This window comes from Stieleria bergensis (assembly GCA_007745635.1).
Lineage (GTDB): Bacteria > Planctomycetota > Planctomycetia > Pirellulales > Pirellulaceae > Stieleria > Stieleria bergensis.
On record CP036272.1, the window covers coordinates 3,442,010 to 3,459,602 of the forward strand.

At 55.7% G+C, this 17,593-nt stretch carries 10 protein-coding genes; 5 read left to right on the forward strand and 5 right to left on the reverse strand.

The annotated features are described in order from the left end of the window. Together SV7mr_RS11920 and SV7mr_RS11925 are read right to left on the reverse strand one after the other, a co-directional pair. Complete coding sequence (locus SV7mr_RS11920) at positions 1 to 3,846, reverse strand: efflux RND transporter permease subunit (protein ID WP_145272250.1); 3,846 nt, start codon at positions 3,844 to 3,846, stop codon at positions 1 to 3. A 563-nt stretch (positions 3,847 to 4,409) separates the two neighbouring features. Further along, positions 4,410 to 6,737 (reverse strand): tetratricopeptide repeat protein, encoded by a 2,328-nt coding sequence (locus SV7mr_RS11925; RefSeq protein ID WP_419188424.1) that lies wholly within the window; start codon positions 6,735 to 6,737, stop codon positions 4,410 to 4,412. A gap of 682 nt (positions 6,738 to 7,419) precedes the next feature. Between SV7mr_RS11925 and SV7mr_RS11930 the strand changes: the two genes are divergently transcribed. The 3 genes from SV7mr_RS11930 to SV7mr_RS11940 all read left to right on the forward strand — a co-directional run bounded on the left by SV7mr_RS11930 (position 7,420) and on the right by SV7mr_RS11940 (position 10,799). Further along, a complete protein-coding gene (locus tag SV7mr_RS11930) occupies positions 7,420 to 8,730 on the forward strand; it encodes a sulfotransferase (RefSeq protein WP_145272254.1) in 1,311 nt (436 codons plus the stop codon). Further along, a complete protein-coding gene (locus SV7mr_RS11935; RefSeq protein ID WP_419188425.1) occupies positions 8,702 to 9,916 on the forward strand; it encodes a glycosyltransferase in 1,215 nt (404 codons plus the stop codon). The genes SV7mr_RS11930 and SV7mr_RS11935 overlap by 29 nt, the downstream gene beginning before the upstream one ends. 82 nt (positions 9,917 to 9,998) lie before the next feature. Continuing rightward, positions 9,999 to 10,799 carry a polysaccharide deacetylase family protein gene (locus SV7mr_RS11940; protein WP_145272258.1) on the forward strand — a complete coding sequence of 267 codons (801 nt, stop codon included), beginning with the start codon at positions 9,999 to 10,001 and terminating at the stop codon, positions 10,797 to 10,799. A 12-nt stretch (positions 10,800 to 10,811) separates the two neighbouring features. Here SV7mr_RS11940 and SV7mr_RS11945 read toward each other — a convergent pair whose 3' ends face one another. After that, a complete protein-coding gene (locus tag SV7mr_RS11945; RefSeq protein ID WP_145272260.1) occupies positions 10,812 to 11,882 on the reverse strand; it encodes a DUF4261 domain-containing protein in 1,071 nt (356 codons plus the stop codon). A gap of 412 nt (positions 11,883 to 12,294) precedes the next feature. Here SV7mr_RS11945 and SV7mr_RS11950 point away from each other — a divergent pair, with 412 nt between their 5' ends. Further along, entirely contained in the window at positions 12,295 to 13,050 is a 756-nt protein-coding gene (locus SV7mr_RS11950) for a hypothetical protein (RefSeq protein WP_145272262.1), read from the forward strand. A 79-nt stretch (positions 13,051 to 13,129) separates the two neighbouring features. On the opposite strand, the gene SV7mr_RS11955 is transcribed toward SV7mr_RS11950, so the two are convergent. Both SV7mr_RS11955 and SV7mr_RS11960 read right to left on the reverse strand, forming a co-directional pair. Beyond that, the gene (locus SV7mr_RS11955; RefSeq protein ID WP_145272264.1) at positions 13,130 to 14,095 is read right to left on the reverse strand and encodes an ABC transporter permease subunit; all 966 of its coding nucleotides are present in this window, start codon (positions 14,093 to 14,095) and stop codon (positions 13,130 to 13,132) included. Beyond that, positions 14,092 to 15,174 carry an ABC transporter ATP-binding protein gene (locus SV7mr_RS11960; RefSeq protein ID WP_145272266.1) on the reverse strand — a complete coding sequence of 361 codons (1,083 nt, stop codon included), beginning with the start codon at positions 15,172 to 15,174 and terminating at the stop codon, positions 14,092 to 14,094. Before SV7mr_RS11960 ends, SV7mr_RS11955 begins: the two co-directional genes overlap by 4 nt. 420 nt (positions 15,175 to 15,594) lie before the next feature. Between SV7mr_RS11960 and argJ the strand changes: the two genes are divergently transcribed. Next, the gene (gene argJ / locus SV7mr_RS11965) at positions 15,595 to 16,785 is read left to right on the forward strand and encodes a bifunctional glutamate N-acetyltransferase/amino-acid acetyltransferase ArgJ (RefSeq protein ID WP_145272269.1); all 1,191 of its coding nucleotides are present in this window, start codon (positions 15,595 to 15,597) and stop codon (positions 16,783 to 16,785) included. The last annotated feature ends 808 nt before the right edge of the window (positions 16,786 to 17,593 follow it).

Here is a 17,593-nt window from a genome sequence, read left to right on the forward strand (position 1 = left end):
TCAGCCCCTAAATTCTCGCGGTGGGGTTTGAGTGTCTTCGTTATCAGGATGAACGCGTAATGAGATCGCTGGGGAGGCCTCCTGGGAAACACTCGCGCGATCTGGATTTTGATCCGAAGCGTTTGCTTCAGCCGATGCTTCATCTGTCGGTCGATCACCCGCCGGGCCACCTAAATCAGGCTTCGAACCGGACTTTGTCTCGGGGACGACGCGCGTCTTGAAGAATCGCCCCAACGGGCTGGCCAGTAACGCCGGCAGAAGGATCAGGTCACCAATCAAGGCGGCGAGCAGAAGCACCAGCATCTGTGTGCCGAATCGTTGGGTCGGCGTGAACGTCGAAAGCGCGAAGACGAACAGCCCTAAACCACCGACGATGGTCGTCTGCGTCATCGCAGGTCCCACTCGTCGATAGGTTAACTCGACTGCCTTGATTCGGTCATATCCCTTGTCCAGGTACGTCCGGAACCAATTCAAGAAGTGAACGGTATCATCCACCGCAACCCCCATGGCCACCGACGCGGTCATCATCGTCCCGATGTCGACATCTCGCCCGAGGTGCCCCATGATGCCAAAGACCAGCAACAAGGGAAACATATTGGGGATCATCGACACGGCACCGGCAGCGAATCCATACGCCAGGTTATCCGGCCGGGGCATCGACCAAGGCGACGCAGCTGGATTGAGCAGCATGATCATCACCAAAGCGATCAACACGCAGGCCCAGCCGATGGATTCGACCAAACTGCCCAACAGCGTTCGCTGAGCTTTGTAAACCACTGGCACGACGCCCGTGTAAACGACTTGCAAGTTACCTGCATTGGCAACCGCGGGAATCTGGCCGTCTTCTAAGACTGGATAAACGGTTCGGTTGGCGATTTCGAATCCATCCACGACCGCACAGCACTTATCCAGATCATCCAACGGAGCAGCAACAGTGTCGACCCAGACAATGGCATCAACTGCATCGACCATGCGTCCCCATTTATCGTTGCCAATCTCCAGCTTGTTCTTGGGGTCGTGGTGGTCGATCCATGTGGCATTGATTCGCTCACCACGCAAGAGTTCGGCAAGCGTCGAAAGATAGATCTGCCGCGTGTCAATGCGCGCATTGGATTCTGCTTCGTCTTCAGGCTCCTCGCCAGTCGCCGGTTTTAGGAGCGTCGCCGACTGGATGGAAACCGGCGGCGCATTGCCAAGCAATAAGACACGGGGGCGTTGAACATCAGCGAGTTCCTCAGTGGTCTCGAGAACCCGAATCAGCTGGTCACGCGTGTCATAGGCACGAAGCACTGGTTCGACCGCAGTCCGCAACGTGGAGATGAACTTGCCATAATCGACATCCGACAGTGCGCCGACTCGCAAACTGATTCGCCAGAGTTCGCTGTCAGCGAAGGCTTTATCGTCTTCGATTCGCAGGTAATCGCTTTCCAGTAGATCCGCGCGTCCTTCGTTCAGTTTCTTGATCATGAAACTTCTCGAAGGACTGTACTTGTTAGAAACCTCCGGCAGAGGTGGCAGAAACGTGTTCGCCGCCATCGCGGAGCCAACAACGTTCAAGCCCTGTTCACCGAGCGTGGACTCGACGACTTGGCCGATCCGAGCAACGATTTCAACGCGTTCCAAAATATCCAGTGGCATCTCCGAGACGGGTTCCGACGACTCAGTGGCACCGGGAGCAGAGTCCTGCGAATCGTCCCCGGTCTCAATGACGGATGCTTGGTAATCCTCTGGAACTCGCAACACCAGCTCCATGGGCACCAGCTTGCCAAAGTTTGCCTCCAGCCACTCATAGTCACGGATGATGTGCGCCTTTGAATCAAACAGTTTTAACAGCTGTACGGAGGTGCGAATCTTTGGCAAACCAAACGCGGCACCAATCAGGATGATCATGCAGGTCACATTGACCAGCCAGTGATGGGAGGTGATCCAGTGTCCCAGACCGGCCCAGCAATTGGAAAGCCAGCCATGTTCCTCCGCATCATCTTTCTGCGCCGCTTGGGCCGCCTTGTCCGCGGCAGCAACCGACTTGGATTCCGTGACAAAGGTTTGCAAAGCCGCTGGCAAATAGGAGAACAGAATCGCCAGCGTGGCAATCACACCGATCGCGCTGTAGACACCAAAATTGCTAATCGGAGCCAAGTTACTGGTGTGCAGCGAGCCCAGTCCGATGGCTGTGGTAAGCGCTGCCAACGCACAGGGAAACAACGCCGAGCGTAGAGCGCGACCAGCCGCACCGCGACGCCCGCCCGTCCGGACTTCGTCTCGATAGTAATTGACGACGTGAATTGCGCCGGAAAGTCCCAAGACATAAACCAGGGACGGCATGCTCATCAGGATTGCGTCCACATGGCCGCCTGTCCAACTGACGATCGCCATGCTCAACATCGCGGCCGAACCACCGACGACGAACACCATGATGGTGATTTTTAAGCTGCGAAAGCAAAAATACGAAAGCAGGGCGCCAACGAGTATGCTGTAGCCGACAAGTCGAACCAGAGTGATCGTGCCCTCTTCATCGATCGCCAAGTTGTCCACCGGAGGCCCGCCCAGACGCAGCGGAGGCATGCCAGAGCCTTCGGCGGAGGCAACACGATCAAACGGAGGCGGTGCCATCGAGGGTGGCGGCGCGGGAAAGACTCCCGAATCTCCGGCCAGCTCTAGCAACCGTCCTCTTGGCCCCCCAAGCACGCCGCGTCCCAACACGTGAGGCAAGTTCGACTTGCCAGCATCGGTCAACGTCACAATCAAACAAGTTTGACGCGGCGGCGGAGCCACTTGCGTCGCATCAAAGACTGCGTACATCGCGTCCGTCTGATGCTTTAACTCGCTTTGTGCGAGGGCGTCAGTCTCCCCGTCAAAGTGTTCATCGGCATACTTCTGCAACGCCACGCCAACGGTTTCGTCAAACAGCGGTGGCAACTGACTCTGTTGTTCTTCGGAGAGCAGATTTCGAAACGCTTTGGCAGACCAATCAAAGTCAGCGGGGATCGCGGGACCGAACATGGTTCCGGTCAGGCGTTCCATCGCGCGTCGGCGAGCGACGATAGGGCGACGGCTTGGTTCAACCAAATTGCCGCGTGGCCACAGCAGTCCGCCCTCTTTGGAGAGTTCGGCAACGATCCCCGGCCCCGTTTCGACGGTGCGAAACAATGGCAAGGCCAATAGCGATGGATCGTTATAGAACGGGTTCGCCAACGGGCTCTGCGCGTCGCTTCCGAAAGCTGCCATGAAGGTGCCTTCGATTTCAATGTTGCCCATTTGGCGTTTGATGGCGCGCAAAGCTCCCGCCGGACCGTTCTCTTTGCCTTCCCAACGATACAGTTTGCCATCGGGCAAAATGTAATACCACCGTCCCGACGAACTGGCCAACCACTTTTCGTTTTGACCGCCCCAGTTATCAAACTGACGTGAAGCGGGTAGGAGACCATGTTTGCGGCCGAACTCTCGCGCCGCGGCGTAGCTGGCCGCCAAAGCTGGATCGCTGATGAACTCGGTGGGATCGCTGCCTTCGCATTCATGCAGCAACTTCGAAGAGAGCATTTTCAAACGCTGGTCTTCTTCGGTGCATCCCGGCCAAGTCGCCAGGACGAAGCTTTCACCTGCGTAGTACTTGCCGAACCAACGCAGCTCGCTGGTTTCAATGAAGTCAGCTGGTAGCCAATCTTTGACATCGTTGGAGCGATTGCCAAGGCTGAGCCGAGCCGCTCGAAAGGCGAAGGGCAACAAGAAGAAGAACGCCAACAGAATCGTCAGTGAGTACGTCACTCCAACGGGACTGATCCGCTCAAGCAGAGGCTGAGCGGAAGATTCGTTGGCTGCACCGTCGCTTGGGCGGGGTTTGGACATTTCAATCTGCAAAAGTGGGTGATCAAAAACAACACCCCAACCGTGTCCGCAGCGCGAACCCTGTTAGACCGTTGTTGCCTGCTTGCGGTGCCCCACGCAAGATTTGCAAGCAGTGAACCATACCGTTTCGAGCTTTGCGAGTCTACTTGAATGAGCGGGCACATCCGCTGGGAACCGCATCGCGATCAACTCTTTGACGATAGGTGAAAGTGTAAGGAAAACGCACGCCACGGCTAGGGCGTTGTCAGGGTTCGCCGACCGTTGCGACGCTTGAAATCGTTAAATCTTGTCATCGGCCCTGGCGGTGACACGGCAACGAGGCGTTTCAGTCACCGAAGCGAGTGCGGTGCGGGAGGGCAAATTGAAGTCAACAGCGGACAGAAGCTCCGCAATCTGGCCGACGATGGCTCTTATCAGCCACATGCATCCACCCGACAAGCCAGGGCCAGTTTCGTTGACGATCCCACCGCTGTTTCTGATTTTGCGGGCCCTTGACGCAGGCTTCATCATCCGTTCGGTCAGTCATAGGCCACCGGCAAAACAAACAAGACACTGTGTCACCATCAGCGGGAAGCGGCATCAAGGAAAAAGGCTTCCAACAAGCGGACCGCTGATTGATCTTCAAACAAGCAATCGTTTCGTTCCAGCAATTGCTCTTTGATGTGCTGGCGATAGTCTGACTGGCTGGCAATCTGTACCGCCTTGGCTACGTAGGCGTCGCGATCGGACACGCTGCAATCGTCGATGCCCATCTTTTGATACAGTCCATCGGTCACACGTCCACGCATGAATTGTCCAGGCATGGTGACGATCGGGACGCCAAGTTTAAAGGCCTCATAGGAGGTCGCTCCGCCGGCAAAGTAGATCGTATCGAGCAGCACATCACAGCACTGCATCAAGTGCAAACATTGACTGTACGGCAAACGTGGCAGCATCGTGATGCGTTGATCGGCGTCGGGAATCGAGCGCCGCAGACGCTGCATGATCTGCTCGTTGTAATAGACATAGATCGATCCCGCGAGAACAAGATGTGCTTCAGGGTCCGTCTGCAAGATCTGGCCAAAGTGTTGATCAAAATCCGGATGGTACTTAAACAAGCTTTGAACACAGCCGTACAGATGGCACTGTTCGGGCAGGCCAAACTGAGCGCGATCCGGCTGATCGATGGCGACGACCTTGGAGTCATGTTGGTAATAGACCGGCAGCGTTGGCAGCATCACCGTTTGTTCACAGTAATGATCCGAGCCGTTCTTGGGTTCAATCAACTCACTGGTCAGGAAGTCGTTCATCGCAGCGTTCCCGGAAGTGATTGGCAATCCCCAGGAAGTCACCTGAACCGGAGCGGCTTGGTAGAAGGGCAGAAAGTACGAGGGCCCGTCACAACCGGGTTCAAAGTGAAACAACACGTTGGGATTGTGAGCGTGAATGGTTTGCGCTGCTTCGGCCACGTTTTCAGTGACAGCGATGAACTTCACGTGTTCTCCCAAATGTTTACGAATCGTGGGAATGCTACGACGATTGGCGGCCACCAAGACTTTCAATTCACTGCCCGCTAACTGCTGAATCAATCCTTGGTTGAACTTCAAAAACACTCCTTCGCGGTCCAAGCCAACGGAAAAACAGACCTTGGGCGGGCCTTGCGATTTTTGGGCGGGAAGCGGCTGTATCTGATCCGTAAACAAGTCTGCGTAGTCACAGCGCAGTTGCGTGATGTCCGTGCCATGATAAGACGCGTAATACGGGAATTGCAGGTTTGTCGTTGTCAGGTCCATCGGATCGCTGGGCAACCGCGGTTGACGCGCCCGCCGAATCGCTCGGTGCAAGGACTCGGCGTATTGTTCCGTGGAATCTGCATCCTGCAAAATCGGGGGACAATGCGCTTCGGCGGCCAACAAGTGGATGGATTCTTGTCGCTGTGAAGCAAGTTCACAAAGCGTCGCGCGGACTCCGTCGGAATCCCCCAAGATGCTCAGTGCATCAATCATCACGTTCCAACTGGCCAATTGCTCCGGCGCCAACTTGATGGTTTCAATGAAGTTCTCGAAAGCAACTTTGGCATCGCCAACAAAGAACTGTGAATACGCCAAGTTACGACGCGCTTCAGGAAGGTTTGGCGCCAACTCCACCGCTCGCTCTAGAATCGGCAAAGCCTCTTGGTACTTGGCTTGCTGGACTAACAAGTCACCCTTATTGGCCCAGGCAACAGCAAATTGATCGTCGAGTTCGATCGCGTGATTGTAGGACTCCAGGGAACGCTGAAAATCACCCTGTGCCTTAGCGATCCCGCCCAAAGCTTCGTGTGCAGTGGAGAGATTGGTGTCCAGGGAACGGGCTTTAAGAGCCGCTTTCTCCGCCAGTTCGATCGAGCCCATCTCGCTGGCGGCAAGCGCCAGATTGACCCAGAATCCAGCATTGGTAGGGTCTTTCAGCAAGGCGCGTTCAATCCAATGAGCCCCTTCCTGGACCTGTCCTTGCCCGCACAACGCCAGCCCCAAAACATGCATGGTTTCGCTGGACTCTGGTTGCAACGCAAGATCGCGACGAAAGGCGTCAGCGGCTTTCTGGTTTTCGCCGATCTCCAAATACGCCAAACCGCGGTTGAGGTGGTAATTCGAGCAGTTCGGGTCCACCTGGACAGCACGTTCCATCCACTGGAACCCCTCATCGATATTGCCCAACGCATACTCGACCAAGCCCAGCAGGTGCAAGGCATCCGCATGGTCGCGATCGAGGCTAAGCTGCTGACGGTACAGCGTGGCAGCTTGACGGAGTTCACCTTGCTGGTGCAAGGTAATGGCCGTCGGCATCAGCGATTCTTCATCCACGCGTAGAAACTCCTGTCCGTTTGTGTCGCTGGGACGATGTAAGATCGTCTCCAGGGAACGAATCACGTCCTGGCGATCGGCGTCGCACGGTTGCGCTGAACGTTGGCGTCGGGGAGGGGGTGTAGCTTTACGACGACGGCTGTGGGTGTTTTTTTTCGACATGCCCAGCTTTTCGGCGATCACCGCCAACCAGGCTACCTAATCGGAATCGCCTGCCTGTTTACCCTCGCTTGTCAGGGCGCACGGTCGGCCAAATTGTTTCGACCCTCACCATGCGGGCTGCTCAGAGTCAGAGGGTTCCCGGCGGCAACTGACTTCACGGTGACAGCGGATGCCCGAAGTCTGACCCCGGCTAAACCGCAACGTCAACAGCACTGATCGGGGTGCGACGCCGCCGCAACAATGCCTGCTTCGCTTGCCGCCTACTCGCGTGGAAGACGCCTCTTGCACCGGCAGTTTGCCGAAGAAATTCTTTGCAATCCAACAAGGATTGATGAAAACCAGCGCAACATCCGTGATTCAGATGGCTCTAAACAGCATGGGGTTAAACAATCAAGCAGAGGCAGCACCGCAGTGCCCTCTCATCGAGCATTGAAATATTGTGCCCCAGCGGCGTTCGGACGCTGAATCCTGGTAGTCAAGGGACGGAGAAAATGCGATACTGGACGTCACTGCCAACGGCAATGCAGCATTCGAGCGATGCGTGCGATCAGCATGCCGCGACGGTGTGCGGGACAGGCGGAAGAAGATGACGGACCATTCACTTATCGATCACAATGCAAGAATCGCGCAGTCAGCGTCTGGGACTGACCGGAGTTCCAGCGCGCTGGCTGATTCTGATCGGCAAGTCACCGACGACACAAACAACACCGTGTCGGCCGTTAACCAAGCGCCATCGAATGAGTCTCGGCAGAGATTTCGCGGTCGCGTGATGGCTGCCGCAGTCATGTCCCTGTTATTGCCGTTGATCGTGATTCACCGGCTTGCCTTTGCGTTTGATCGCATTCTTTTCCCCAGGCTAGCGCGGGTCCAAGTCCAATCTCCATTGTTCATCGTTGGGTTGCCTCGTAGTGGGACGACTCTTTGTCACCGTTTAATGGCTCAGGCCAGTGATCGGTTCACGTCGATGCCGCTCTGGGAACTGCTGTTGGCACCGGCGCTTTGCGAGAAATACTTGATCGCCGGACTGGCATGGATGGACCGACTGATCGGTAGCCCTGCTAAGAAGTTAATCAGGTTTGCGGAGCGAAAGTTCGGCGGAACCCAATCCGCGATTCATGCGACTTCGTTGGAATCACCGGAAGAAGACTACTTGGGCCTGCTTCCGTTTGGTGGCTGTTTCCTTGCCGTGCTTATCTGGCCGTTCCACCCCAGCGTTTGGCGATTGGCAAACATCGACCACGCGTCTCATTCGCAGCGTCAACGGTTATTGGCTGCTTACAAAGGCTTGCTGCAGCGGCACCTTGCTTTTCGCGGCCACGACCTAACCGTGCTTTCGAAGAACCCTAGCTTCACTGGTTGGGTGCATTCATTGCAGGAGACCTTTCCCGACATGCGTCTGATTGGACTTCGCCGTGACCCTGTGGAATCGGTTCCCTCGCAGCTCAGTTCGCTGCGAGATGGGTTTGCCCTGTTCGGCCACGATGTGACCGATCCCCGCATTGTCACAGGATTTGTCAAACTGTTGCGTGATGACTGGCATCTCTTGGATCAGTACCTGGACACCGTTCATCCCGACCAGTACCAGTTGATCCCTTACCGGGAACTGATCCAAGCGGACTCGGAAGCTCTGCTGTCCCTGTTGCAGAGCTTTGGGTACGACATCAGCGACAACGATGTTGAACGGATCGAGGCCGCCTGTGCGGCCGCGCGGCAATACCGTAGTCAGCATCACTACCAATTGTCAGAGTTTGGATTGAACGCGACGGAACTGCAGCAGCAGTTTTTCGCAACCAACCGTTTGTCCCCTCGGTCGTCCATGGCTAGCGAAACGAGCCCAGAGACGACCATTCCCCACGATGAGAACGACGATGACAGACTCAGCCTTATCTCTTCATAGCACGGACCAGTCCATTGACTCGTCCCCCGGCAGCAAGGTGTTCCAGCACGTTCGCGTCGCCATCATTTCCGACGCCATCGCGGGACGCAATGGTGTTGGCACTTACTACCAGGATTTGATTCAATACCTAAAGCCAGAAGTTGACTGTGTTGAAGTCATCGGCCCTGGCCCCGAAAAAGATCCGCAGCTGGAATCATGGAGCGTTCCCATGCCGGGCGATCGCAGCCAGCGGGTTTCGTTCCCCGTCAAGAAAACGTTGCGAGCCAAGCTGGATGCGATGCAGCCAAACCTGATCGTGATTCCAACCATCGGTCCATTTTCTTACTTTGCCTGGAAGTACGCCGTTGCCAACAAGATCCCTTTCGTCGTGGTGCACCATACGAATTTCAAGCAACTGTTGTCGATGTATTGGCCTAGCATCTTTGCCCGACCAACCGGTTGGGCATTGTCCAAGGTGTACGCCATGGTGATGCGTCAATCGGCAGCCGTCGCTGCGATGAACAGCGACGCGTTTGAGCAAGCTCAATGGATGGGGGCTGACAACGTGCGAGTGATGGGGACGCCGATCGCACCGTGCTTTGCCAACGTGCCAGCCACCGAACCGCAACAGAAACCCAATCGCGTTGTCTTTGTTGGCCGTTTGGCAGCCGAGAAAGGCATTTCATCCTTACTAGAATGTGTTCGCCAAGTTCCTCATGCTCATTTTACCGTAGTCGGTGATGGCCCTCAGCGCGGCCGTGTCGATGCTTGTGCCGCAGAGGTGGACAACTTGGATGTTCTGGGCTGGAAGGACCGTGAAGATGTACTCAAGGAGATGGATCGAGCGGACATTCTGCTGTTGCCTTCCCAAGTGGAAACCTTCGGCACAGTGGCTTTGGAGGCCTTGACTCGCCGCCGCTATGTGCTCGTTCGCCGCGAATGTGGGATCGCAAAATGGCCCTCAATCAGCAAGGGACTGTTTTTCATCGAGCAAAATGAGACCATTGCAGACGCCATCTGCCGACTAATGGAGATGGATGGAGAACGTCGTAACCAAATCGCCGCTCGCAGCTGGGACGCGACAAGGGACTTCAACGATTACACCGTCCGCGTTTGGCTGCGTTTCCTGGCCGATACCGCGTTCGGCGAGTCCGTCACCGCTTCTTCAGCCGCCGGAGAATCCGTCGGCAGCCAGAGTGAACTATAATCGTGCTGACCGAGTCGTCCGAATCGCGATCCAGTCCGCAGCATGGAGATGCTGGGACAGCACGTAGCTAGCATGTACTATTATGGTAAATCTGGAGTCCTCTTCGAGCTACGCGTTAGATCACGCAACAGCCTCTCGTGACTTGGTTTTTGAAACCGCTGAAGAAACCACGGCTGATCGGTTAGCTTTGGTTTCGATCCACGATGTGATGCCAGAGACATTGGCGAAGGTGACTGAGCTGCTGTTGATGTGCCGCCAGAGTGCTGTGAAGCGGATGACCCTGTTGGTTGTGCCCGGGAAAGAATGGGCAGAAACGGACATCGCTCAATTGAAGGCTTGGGCCGATTCAGGAATCCAGCTGGCCGGGCACGGCTGGGTGCATCACTGTGACAGGATTCAAGGGTTGTACCACCGGCTACACAGCAAGCTGATTTCGCGTGACGTGGCCGAGCATCTGGCGCTCGACGAAGCCGGCATTCAACGCCTGCTTGATAACTGTGCTGATTGGTTCTCTAAACATCAGCTGCCAGTGCCCGAACTCTACGTGCCGCCCGCTTGGGCGTTGGGTTCGATCAGCCTAAACGCACTGCGTGAGTGCCCCTTCCAAATGGTCGAGACGCTGGCCGGAGTCATCGACGTCAATCAGCAACGACTGTTGCGATTGCCGTTAACCGGTTACGAAGCGGACACGCTGTTCCGAGCCGTCAGCGTGTCCAGTTTCAATCGCATCAATTGGTTGTGGAGCAAGACCAGTGGACGACCGATTCGAGTGTCGATCCATCCCAACGACCATCAGTTAAAACTCAAGCGATCCTTGCAGCGAGATCTGGATCGCCCGATCAACGCCATTGGCTATACGTCACTGCGTTCGTTGTCGCGATAGAACCGCAGAACGCTAGTAAGGCATTTCACCGAGATCATCGGGATCGAAGCCGTCATAGTCTTCCGTCACCGTTTTTGATTTCAGCAACGTTTCCGGCGGTTGTGGGCCTTCGTTCAGCACCCAGCGGACGGTTTCACGAGGTGGATCGGAGAGTCCTTCTTCGCATTCGATTGCGCGCCAGACGACACCCGCTGAACCCTCTGCCACATCGCCATCGGAAAAGTCGGCAGCGTTCTGAATCTGCAGGCCTGTCCCCGATCGCAGGAAGGCTTCGACTTGAGCCGGTTGCAGCTGATCGCGATGGAACACCGCTTCTAAGTCGGGGCAATCAAGTTGTCCCATCCCCACCGTATCCATCAGAATCCAGGGACCGTCCAGATTGAAGATGCGAACATTCGTCCACATTTCCACCGGCGGTCGTTCCAGGTTCCAGGCCTCGTTCAGCCCGCGACGCAATGTGCTTTCATCGGCCAGCACTTCACCGCCAGGGTTGAAGTAGCAAACCGCGCCAGGGATCTGCATGATCCGCGAAATACCGCGCATCATGAACTGCAACTCTTTCAACGGGTCGTAGGCAGCGGGAATCAGGTCAATACCGTCATCTTCCGTATCCAGCGAGAACTCACTGTCGAAATCATCCAGTCCGACCTCCAGAGATTCACCTTCCTCGGCGTCTTCGTCACTTCCGATCAGATAACTGATCAGCAGGCGAACGTGGTAGGTGTGACCGGCGATTTTGCTCTCTGCCTCGGGCCAATCCCAAGTTTGTTCAACAGCACGTTCCAAACATCCGGGATAGGCCAACGGGCCGAGTTGCCCGAGTGACCAGGCCAAAAATTGATCCGGGTCTGCGGTGGGATCGCCAATGGGGTCAACCCAAGGCGTGTCGGCAATGGTGACCAGTAAATGACCAGCGCTGTCCGGGGCAAACTGATAGACAAGTGTCTGCTGCGTCGGTTCTCCAACACCCGCTTCCTGCACACCAACGAACTCAAAGATCTTGAGTTGTTGTCGCAATTGTTCCAGCGAGACGGCGCGATCAAATAGAACGCACATCCCTTGAGTGAAAAGTCCCTTCGACATCTCTGTTTGTTATTCCAATGTTGCTTTTCAGCGTGCAAGCCGTGGCGTCCCGACGACAAGTTTGCTTGGTGTCGTGACAGCTCCCCATGAACGGCGAGCCATTCTCTGCCAAAATCTATCCTAGCAAACACTGCAGTTCAGGAAACGTGCTGCCAACGGTTTTCTGATGCTTAACCCCAGAAACGCCCCTCTAGCGTGGGCATAGCCCGCCAGGGTGATCCAACGGTTGATGATAAAGGGCGGGCAATCGTTACCAGACGCAGCATTTACCAGACGACCAACCACGGCATTCTTCCATTTTTGGTGGGTTCTTTTCCATCATCCCAATCGCTATTTTGGCGAGTTAGAATGCTATAGACGCGCCATCATCTTCCCCAAACCGAACGAATCCTCTCTCACCACTGCTATTTCTATGAACGTTTCTCGCTTGTCCACTCACTCGCTTAGCGTTTTTGTAGCCGCTGCATGCTTTCTTGCCACCTTTGGTTGGGAATCGACCAGTCAGGCACAGCCGCCAAACCTAAAGCGATTGCAGCAACAGCAGGCGGAAATGAAGCGTCGAATGGAGCAGCAAGCCAAGCAGGCGGCCGAAAACGCGCCTGTATTGCCCAACGATCCCGAACTGCTCTCGTTGCATCGCGAATTCATCATCAAAGCGGAAAAGCTGGCCACGCAGTACGAGCGCAAAAAACAGTACGACAAGGCTCGCGAAGTCTTTGAAGCCATGAATCGCCTGGTGCCCAACCTGGAGGAGGCTGAAGTCGGACTGGCACGCATGCTGCAGATTCAGAAAACAGAGGACAAAAAATTTACCGAAGTGCAAGCCAATCTCGGTTGGCAGGACTCCGGCGTGACCTTGCAAGAAGGCATTCCAGCCATGTTAGACGTGCGTGGCACCTGGACACTGGTTCATGAAACCGGTCCCGAAGGCATCGAGATTCCCAACGAGATGCGCGTCCCGGACCAACGCGTCAAACTTGGCAGCCTGATCGGCATCATTGCCACCAGCCCAGAGGACCTTACCAAAGGACGCCCCTTTCTGGTCCGTCCAGGACATGAGTTTAAAGCCCCCAAGACCGGTCGACTGTTCTTTCGCATGTACGATATCGATCCAAGTGACAATGCCGGAAAAATGGCCGTGCAGATCCAAAGCACCTTCGCCGAGTAGACACCTGGGTGCCTGCAAGGTTCATAGTCCTTCGATAGGGTGCCGTGCTTGCACTCACCACACCGTCTAACCGATGCGATTACAGCGGGGCGGGAAGGTCGCGCCTCTTAAAATGAACCGCGCCAACGAGGTAACTGACGATCCCAAGCGTCAATAGAATCAGCGGAAAAAATAACGGTGGGATCATCGTCTGTTCAGGCACCTCAGTCAGACTCCAGGGACTCACTTCGCTCTCTGGAGACGACAGAATGGACATGATCTGTGGCTGATAACAGTTGAAGAACGAGCAACGGACCAACCAACTCATGACCTCGGCTGCTTTTCCGAGCCCAAACATGATCAACTGGACCACGTACACAGACATCACACATCCAATGGTGCGCCAGCGAAACCGGTCGAAGCAACTAAACAGCGTCGAGAGTCCGAGCAAGAAGAAGCCAAACGCAAACAGGTTGAACGTCGATGCCGCAAACGTTGCTGGGTCAACTTTCTCGACCAGGTAGAACGACTCGATCTGCGGTTCTCCAAATGAGACCGGCAAGTTGATTCCAAAGAACGGCACTTGGACCGAGGGCGGAGGAATGGTTGCATCAACCGTCGTCACGTTCACTCCGACCGCAATGCCGGCCCAAACAGCGGCACACAGCAATGCCAATCCCGCAGTCGACACCAGCGCATGGGTGAATAACAGCTTCAAACGACTGATGGGCTGGGCAAGCAACATCTCCATGGTGCCGCGACCGATCTCACCACTGACCACATCACTGCCTCGGGAGATCGCCCATACCACCACGCACAAGATCACAATGGGTTCATCATAGGTCAGCCCCACCCGTCCACGATACGTGACCAGCATCTCGAAGGGGACAGGAGAGAAGCGTTCAAAGTCTTTGAGCTGCCCCAAGATGGCTTCGAACTGCCCCATATTGACCAAGCTCACCACCCAGACTCGGACCCAAGCAAAGGCAAACAGCACCAATCCCAGCGAGCAAAGCAGCAGGCGTCCTTGGCCAATGTAGCTCTTCAGCAGAATGCGATTGATCATTCGGTTCCTCCGGCCGTCTGAGTCGCAGGAGTGCCAGCGGTTTGGCTTTGATACAACGTTGAACTCTTGGGCTGGATGCCATGAACCGAATCGTAGACGTTCCGCAATCCATAGGGCTCGATGCGCACTCGCTGGAGACTGCGATCTGCCAGCCATTGCAAGCAAGGATTCAGGTCGCCAGCGGTGTCAATCTGAACTGCCATCCCCATTCCATCACGAATCCCCAACGGCTTCACTTGAATCTGTTCGGCCAGCGAGGCTGGCAAGCTGTGCTTGAGTCCGTCAAACGCGTCTTGATCGGCAACGAACCCGTTGACGCGGTGCAATTGAAAAAGGTCAGCCATTTGCAATTCTTTGACCAAACGCCCCGCTTTAAGAAACGCGACTTGATGGCAGGTGTCTTCGATTTCGGACAAAACATGTGAACTGAGGATGACCGTCCGCCCGTCCGCGTTGGCTTCCATGACCAAGTCCAGAACCGTCGAACGAACGGTGGGATCTAGATTCGCGGTCGGTTCATCAAGGATCAGTAAGTCACAGTCCAAGGACAACACAGTCGCTAGCGCCAGTTTCTGTCGCATGCCCGTGGACATGAAACCCACGCGGCGTTTCGTGTCTAGCTCCAATCGTTCACTGAGCTCAAGGCTGCGTGTTAGATTTCCCCCCGGATGAATCTCAGCAAAAAACTTGAGGACGGTTTTTCCATTCATATGCCGCGGCAAGCGAGCATCCCCAGGCAGGTAAGCGGTGCGACTGCGAATGGCCACTGAATCGATGGCGGGATCGTGTCCACAAACAGTGACCGTCCCGGCGCTGCGTGATAAGTATCCAAGCAACAAGCGAATCAACGTGGTCTTCCCGGCTCCATTGGGGCCCAATAAACCAAACACCGTCCCAGCAGGGACGGAAAGATTGCAATCCGCCAGTGCTTGATAGGATCCGTAATGCTTGCTCAGGTGACGACAGCAAACCACTGCTGCTGAAGCATCGGCGTCATTCGCTGTCGAGCACGCGTCAGCTGGATCACGTGCCAATGTATCAGCAGTTGGAAGATCACCGGACGCCGGATTTGAATTCATCGTGACTCGTGGGACTACGGGGTGTCCGGGTGATCAAAGCCCAAATGATCAAAACGCAGCTGATCAAAGGCGGGGTAACCAAAACAAAGTGTGGCACGAGCAAACAGTTTAGCTTCCCCACGCGGACTTTAAAGACGGGGGAATCGGTCGCCACCGGCACGACCGTCTTACCTAGATTATCCGAACAAGGCAACGCGTGGCTCGTTTGAAAGCACCTCCGCCGCAGGGACGGCGGCTTGGTTTCCCGGAATCAGGGAATGATTTTCGCTCCGGGGAGGTCTGCGAACCTTCACGGGCCCGGGTTTGTCCCAAGATAAAAATGAGCTAAAACAGGGCCTGCGAGCGTCTGTTCACAAGCGTTTCACACCATCGCTTCTTTCTTGACGGCCTTTTACACCCCTGCGGAATACTGAGTAACTGATGAGTACGATTCGACTTCCCAAGGGATACCGTTTTGCCGGAGTGGCCTGTGGGATCAAAGCCAGCGAAAAACCCGACGTTTCCTTGGTCGTCTGCGATGTCCCAGCCGTTGCCTCGGGTGTCTACACACAGAACCAAGTTGTCGCTGCTCCTGTTCAGATCTGCCGTCAACGAACCCCCAGCGAAACCATTCGCGCTGTCGTCACCAACAGTGGCAACGCGAACGCCTGCACCGGCCAGCAAGGTCAAACAGACGCCTTAGCAATGTGCCAACACGTCGCAGGTTTGCTAGACAGTAAGCCAGAATCTGTTTTGGTCATGAGCACCGGAGTGATCGGCCATCACTTGCCGATGCCCAAGGTCACCGAAGGCATCCAGAAAGCCCACGACAGCTTGGGCGACCAAGAAGAAGACTTCCTAGGCGCTGCAGACGCTATTTTGACGACTGATCTTTCGCGCAAAGTGGCCAGCGCCGAGGTCTCACTGGATGGCCAAACGATTCGCATTGCAGCGATGGCCAAGGGAGCGGGCATGATCAATCCCAACATGGCAACCATGTTGGCGTTGATCATCACCGATGCAAAACTGACAACCAAGCAAGCCAGCCGCTTCGCCAAGTCCGTGGCAGACGCCACGTTCAATCGAGTCAGCGTCGATGGCCATACCAGCACCAATGACACGCAACTACTATTAGCCAACGGAGCCAGCGAAGTAGCCATCACCGAGGCCAACGAACAGGCATTTCAAGAGGCCTTGATTTCGGTGACGCAGCCCTTGGCGATCGCACTGGCTGCTGATGGCGAAGGCGCCGAGCGAATCATGAACGTGCAGGTCAGCGGTGCACAGAGCGATGAAGATGCGGAGTTGATTGCTCGCACCGTCGGTGCCAGCCCGTTGGTCAAAACTGCGTTGACGGGCTGTGACCCCAATTGGGGACGGATTGTCAGCGCCGCCGGATATGCCGGCCCAAAAATTGATCCCGATCGAACCTGTTTAACGATCGAAGGGCATCAGCTGTACCACAACGGTGCCCCAACCGCATTTGACGAAGCGACTGTCAGCCAGGCGATCAAGGATCAAAAACAGGTTGACGTGCAGTTGATCGTCGGCAGCGGACCTGGGAAATCGAATCACATCACCAGCGATCTGACCACCAGTTATGTAACGTTCAACAGCGAATACACAACCTAGAGCGACACCGGTCGCAGTCGTCATTCCCCCGGCCCACGCAAGATAACCGCCAAAACGGCTGATCGCAAAACCGTAGGGTGCCGCACTTGCACGCACCAAAAAAATGTGGCAACGCCAACCGCAGGCCGCGAAACATCATCGTCCCGCAAGCGGGAGCGTGTTGTTAACAGACGCGACTGCACTCTCCCGCTGGCGGGAGAGTCGAGCCTAAGCGAGGTGAGGGGAGTGCCGGGATAAAACCGGATTGAGATAGGGAATGAAAGTGTCCTACGTAGAAAGTCTAGCCAACTGCTATGGCCTCCATCGGAGGTGCAGAGAGGGTAACCGATCTGTGCTGAGCGTCCGACAAGGGGGGAAACGCAGGCCAGCTATTGAGCTCCGAAATCTGAACTTCCGTGTGCCGACCTGGTCCCTCTATGGGGAAGGCAACACCGATGGGTTCGTCATTAGGCGAGAACCCATCGGACACGGCGGAGTCACGAGAACCTGCGCATGCGTGGAAATCTCAATCGCGAGAACCGGGAGATCCGATCGGCCACTGGCAAGTATCCAGTGCGGGCAGCGAACCGTCCAGCGGGAAAGGCTGCCATGAACGCTGATCGGAAGTCGGATGAGTCCATAGTACTGCCGACACAGGCGAACAACGCCGGAACTGAACCGGCCGCGGAGTCTGTCGAGGAAAGGGACTCAGCCAAGATAAGCACCTCGCAGCACGATCGACCCCGAACTTCGAGTCGGACCAAGCGTCGTTCTCGCGGGCTGCTGGGTGTGCGCGAAACAGCGCGGGACTGTCCTGCGTTGAAGTTCG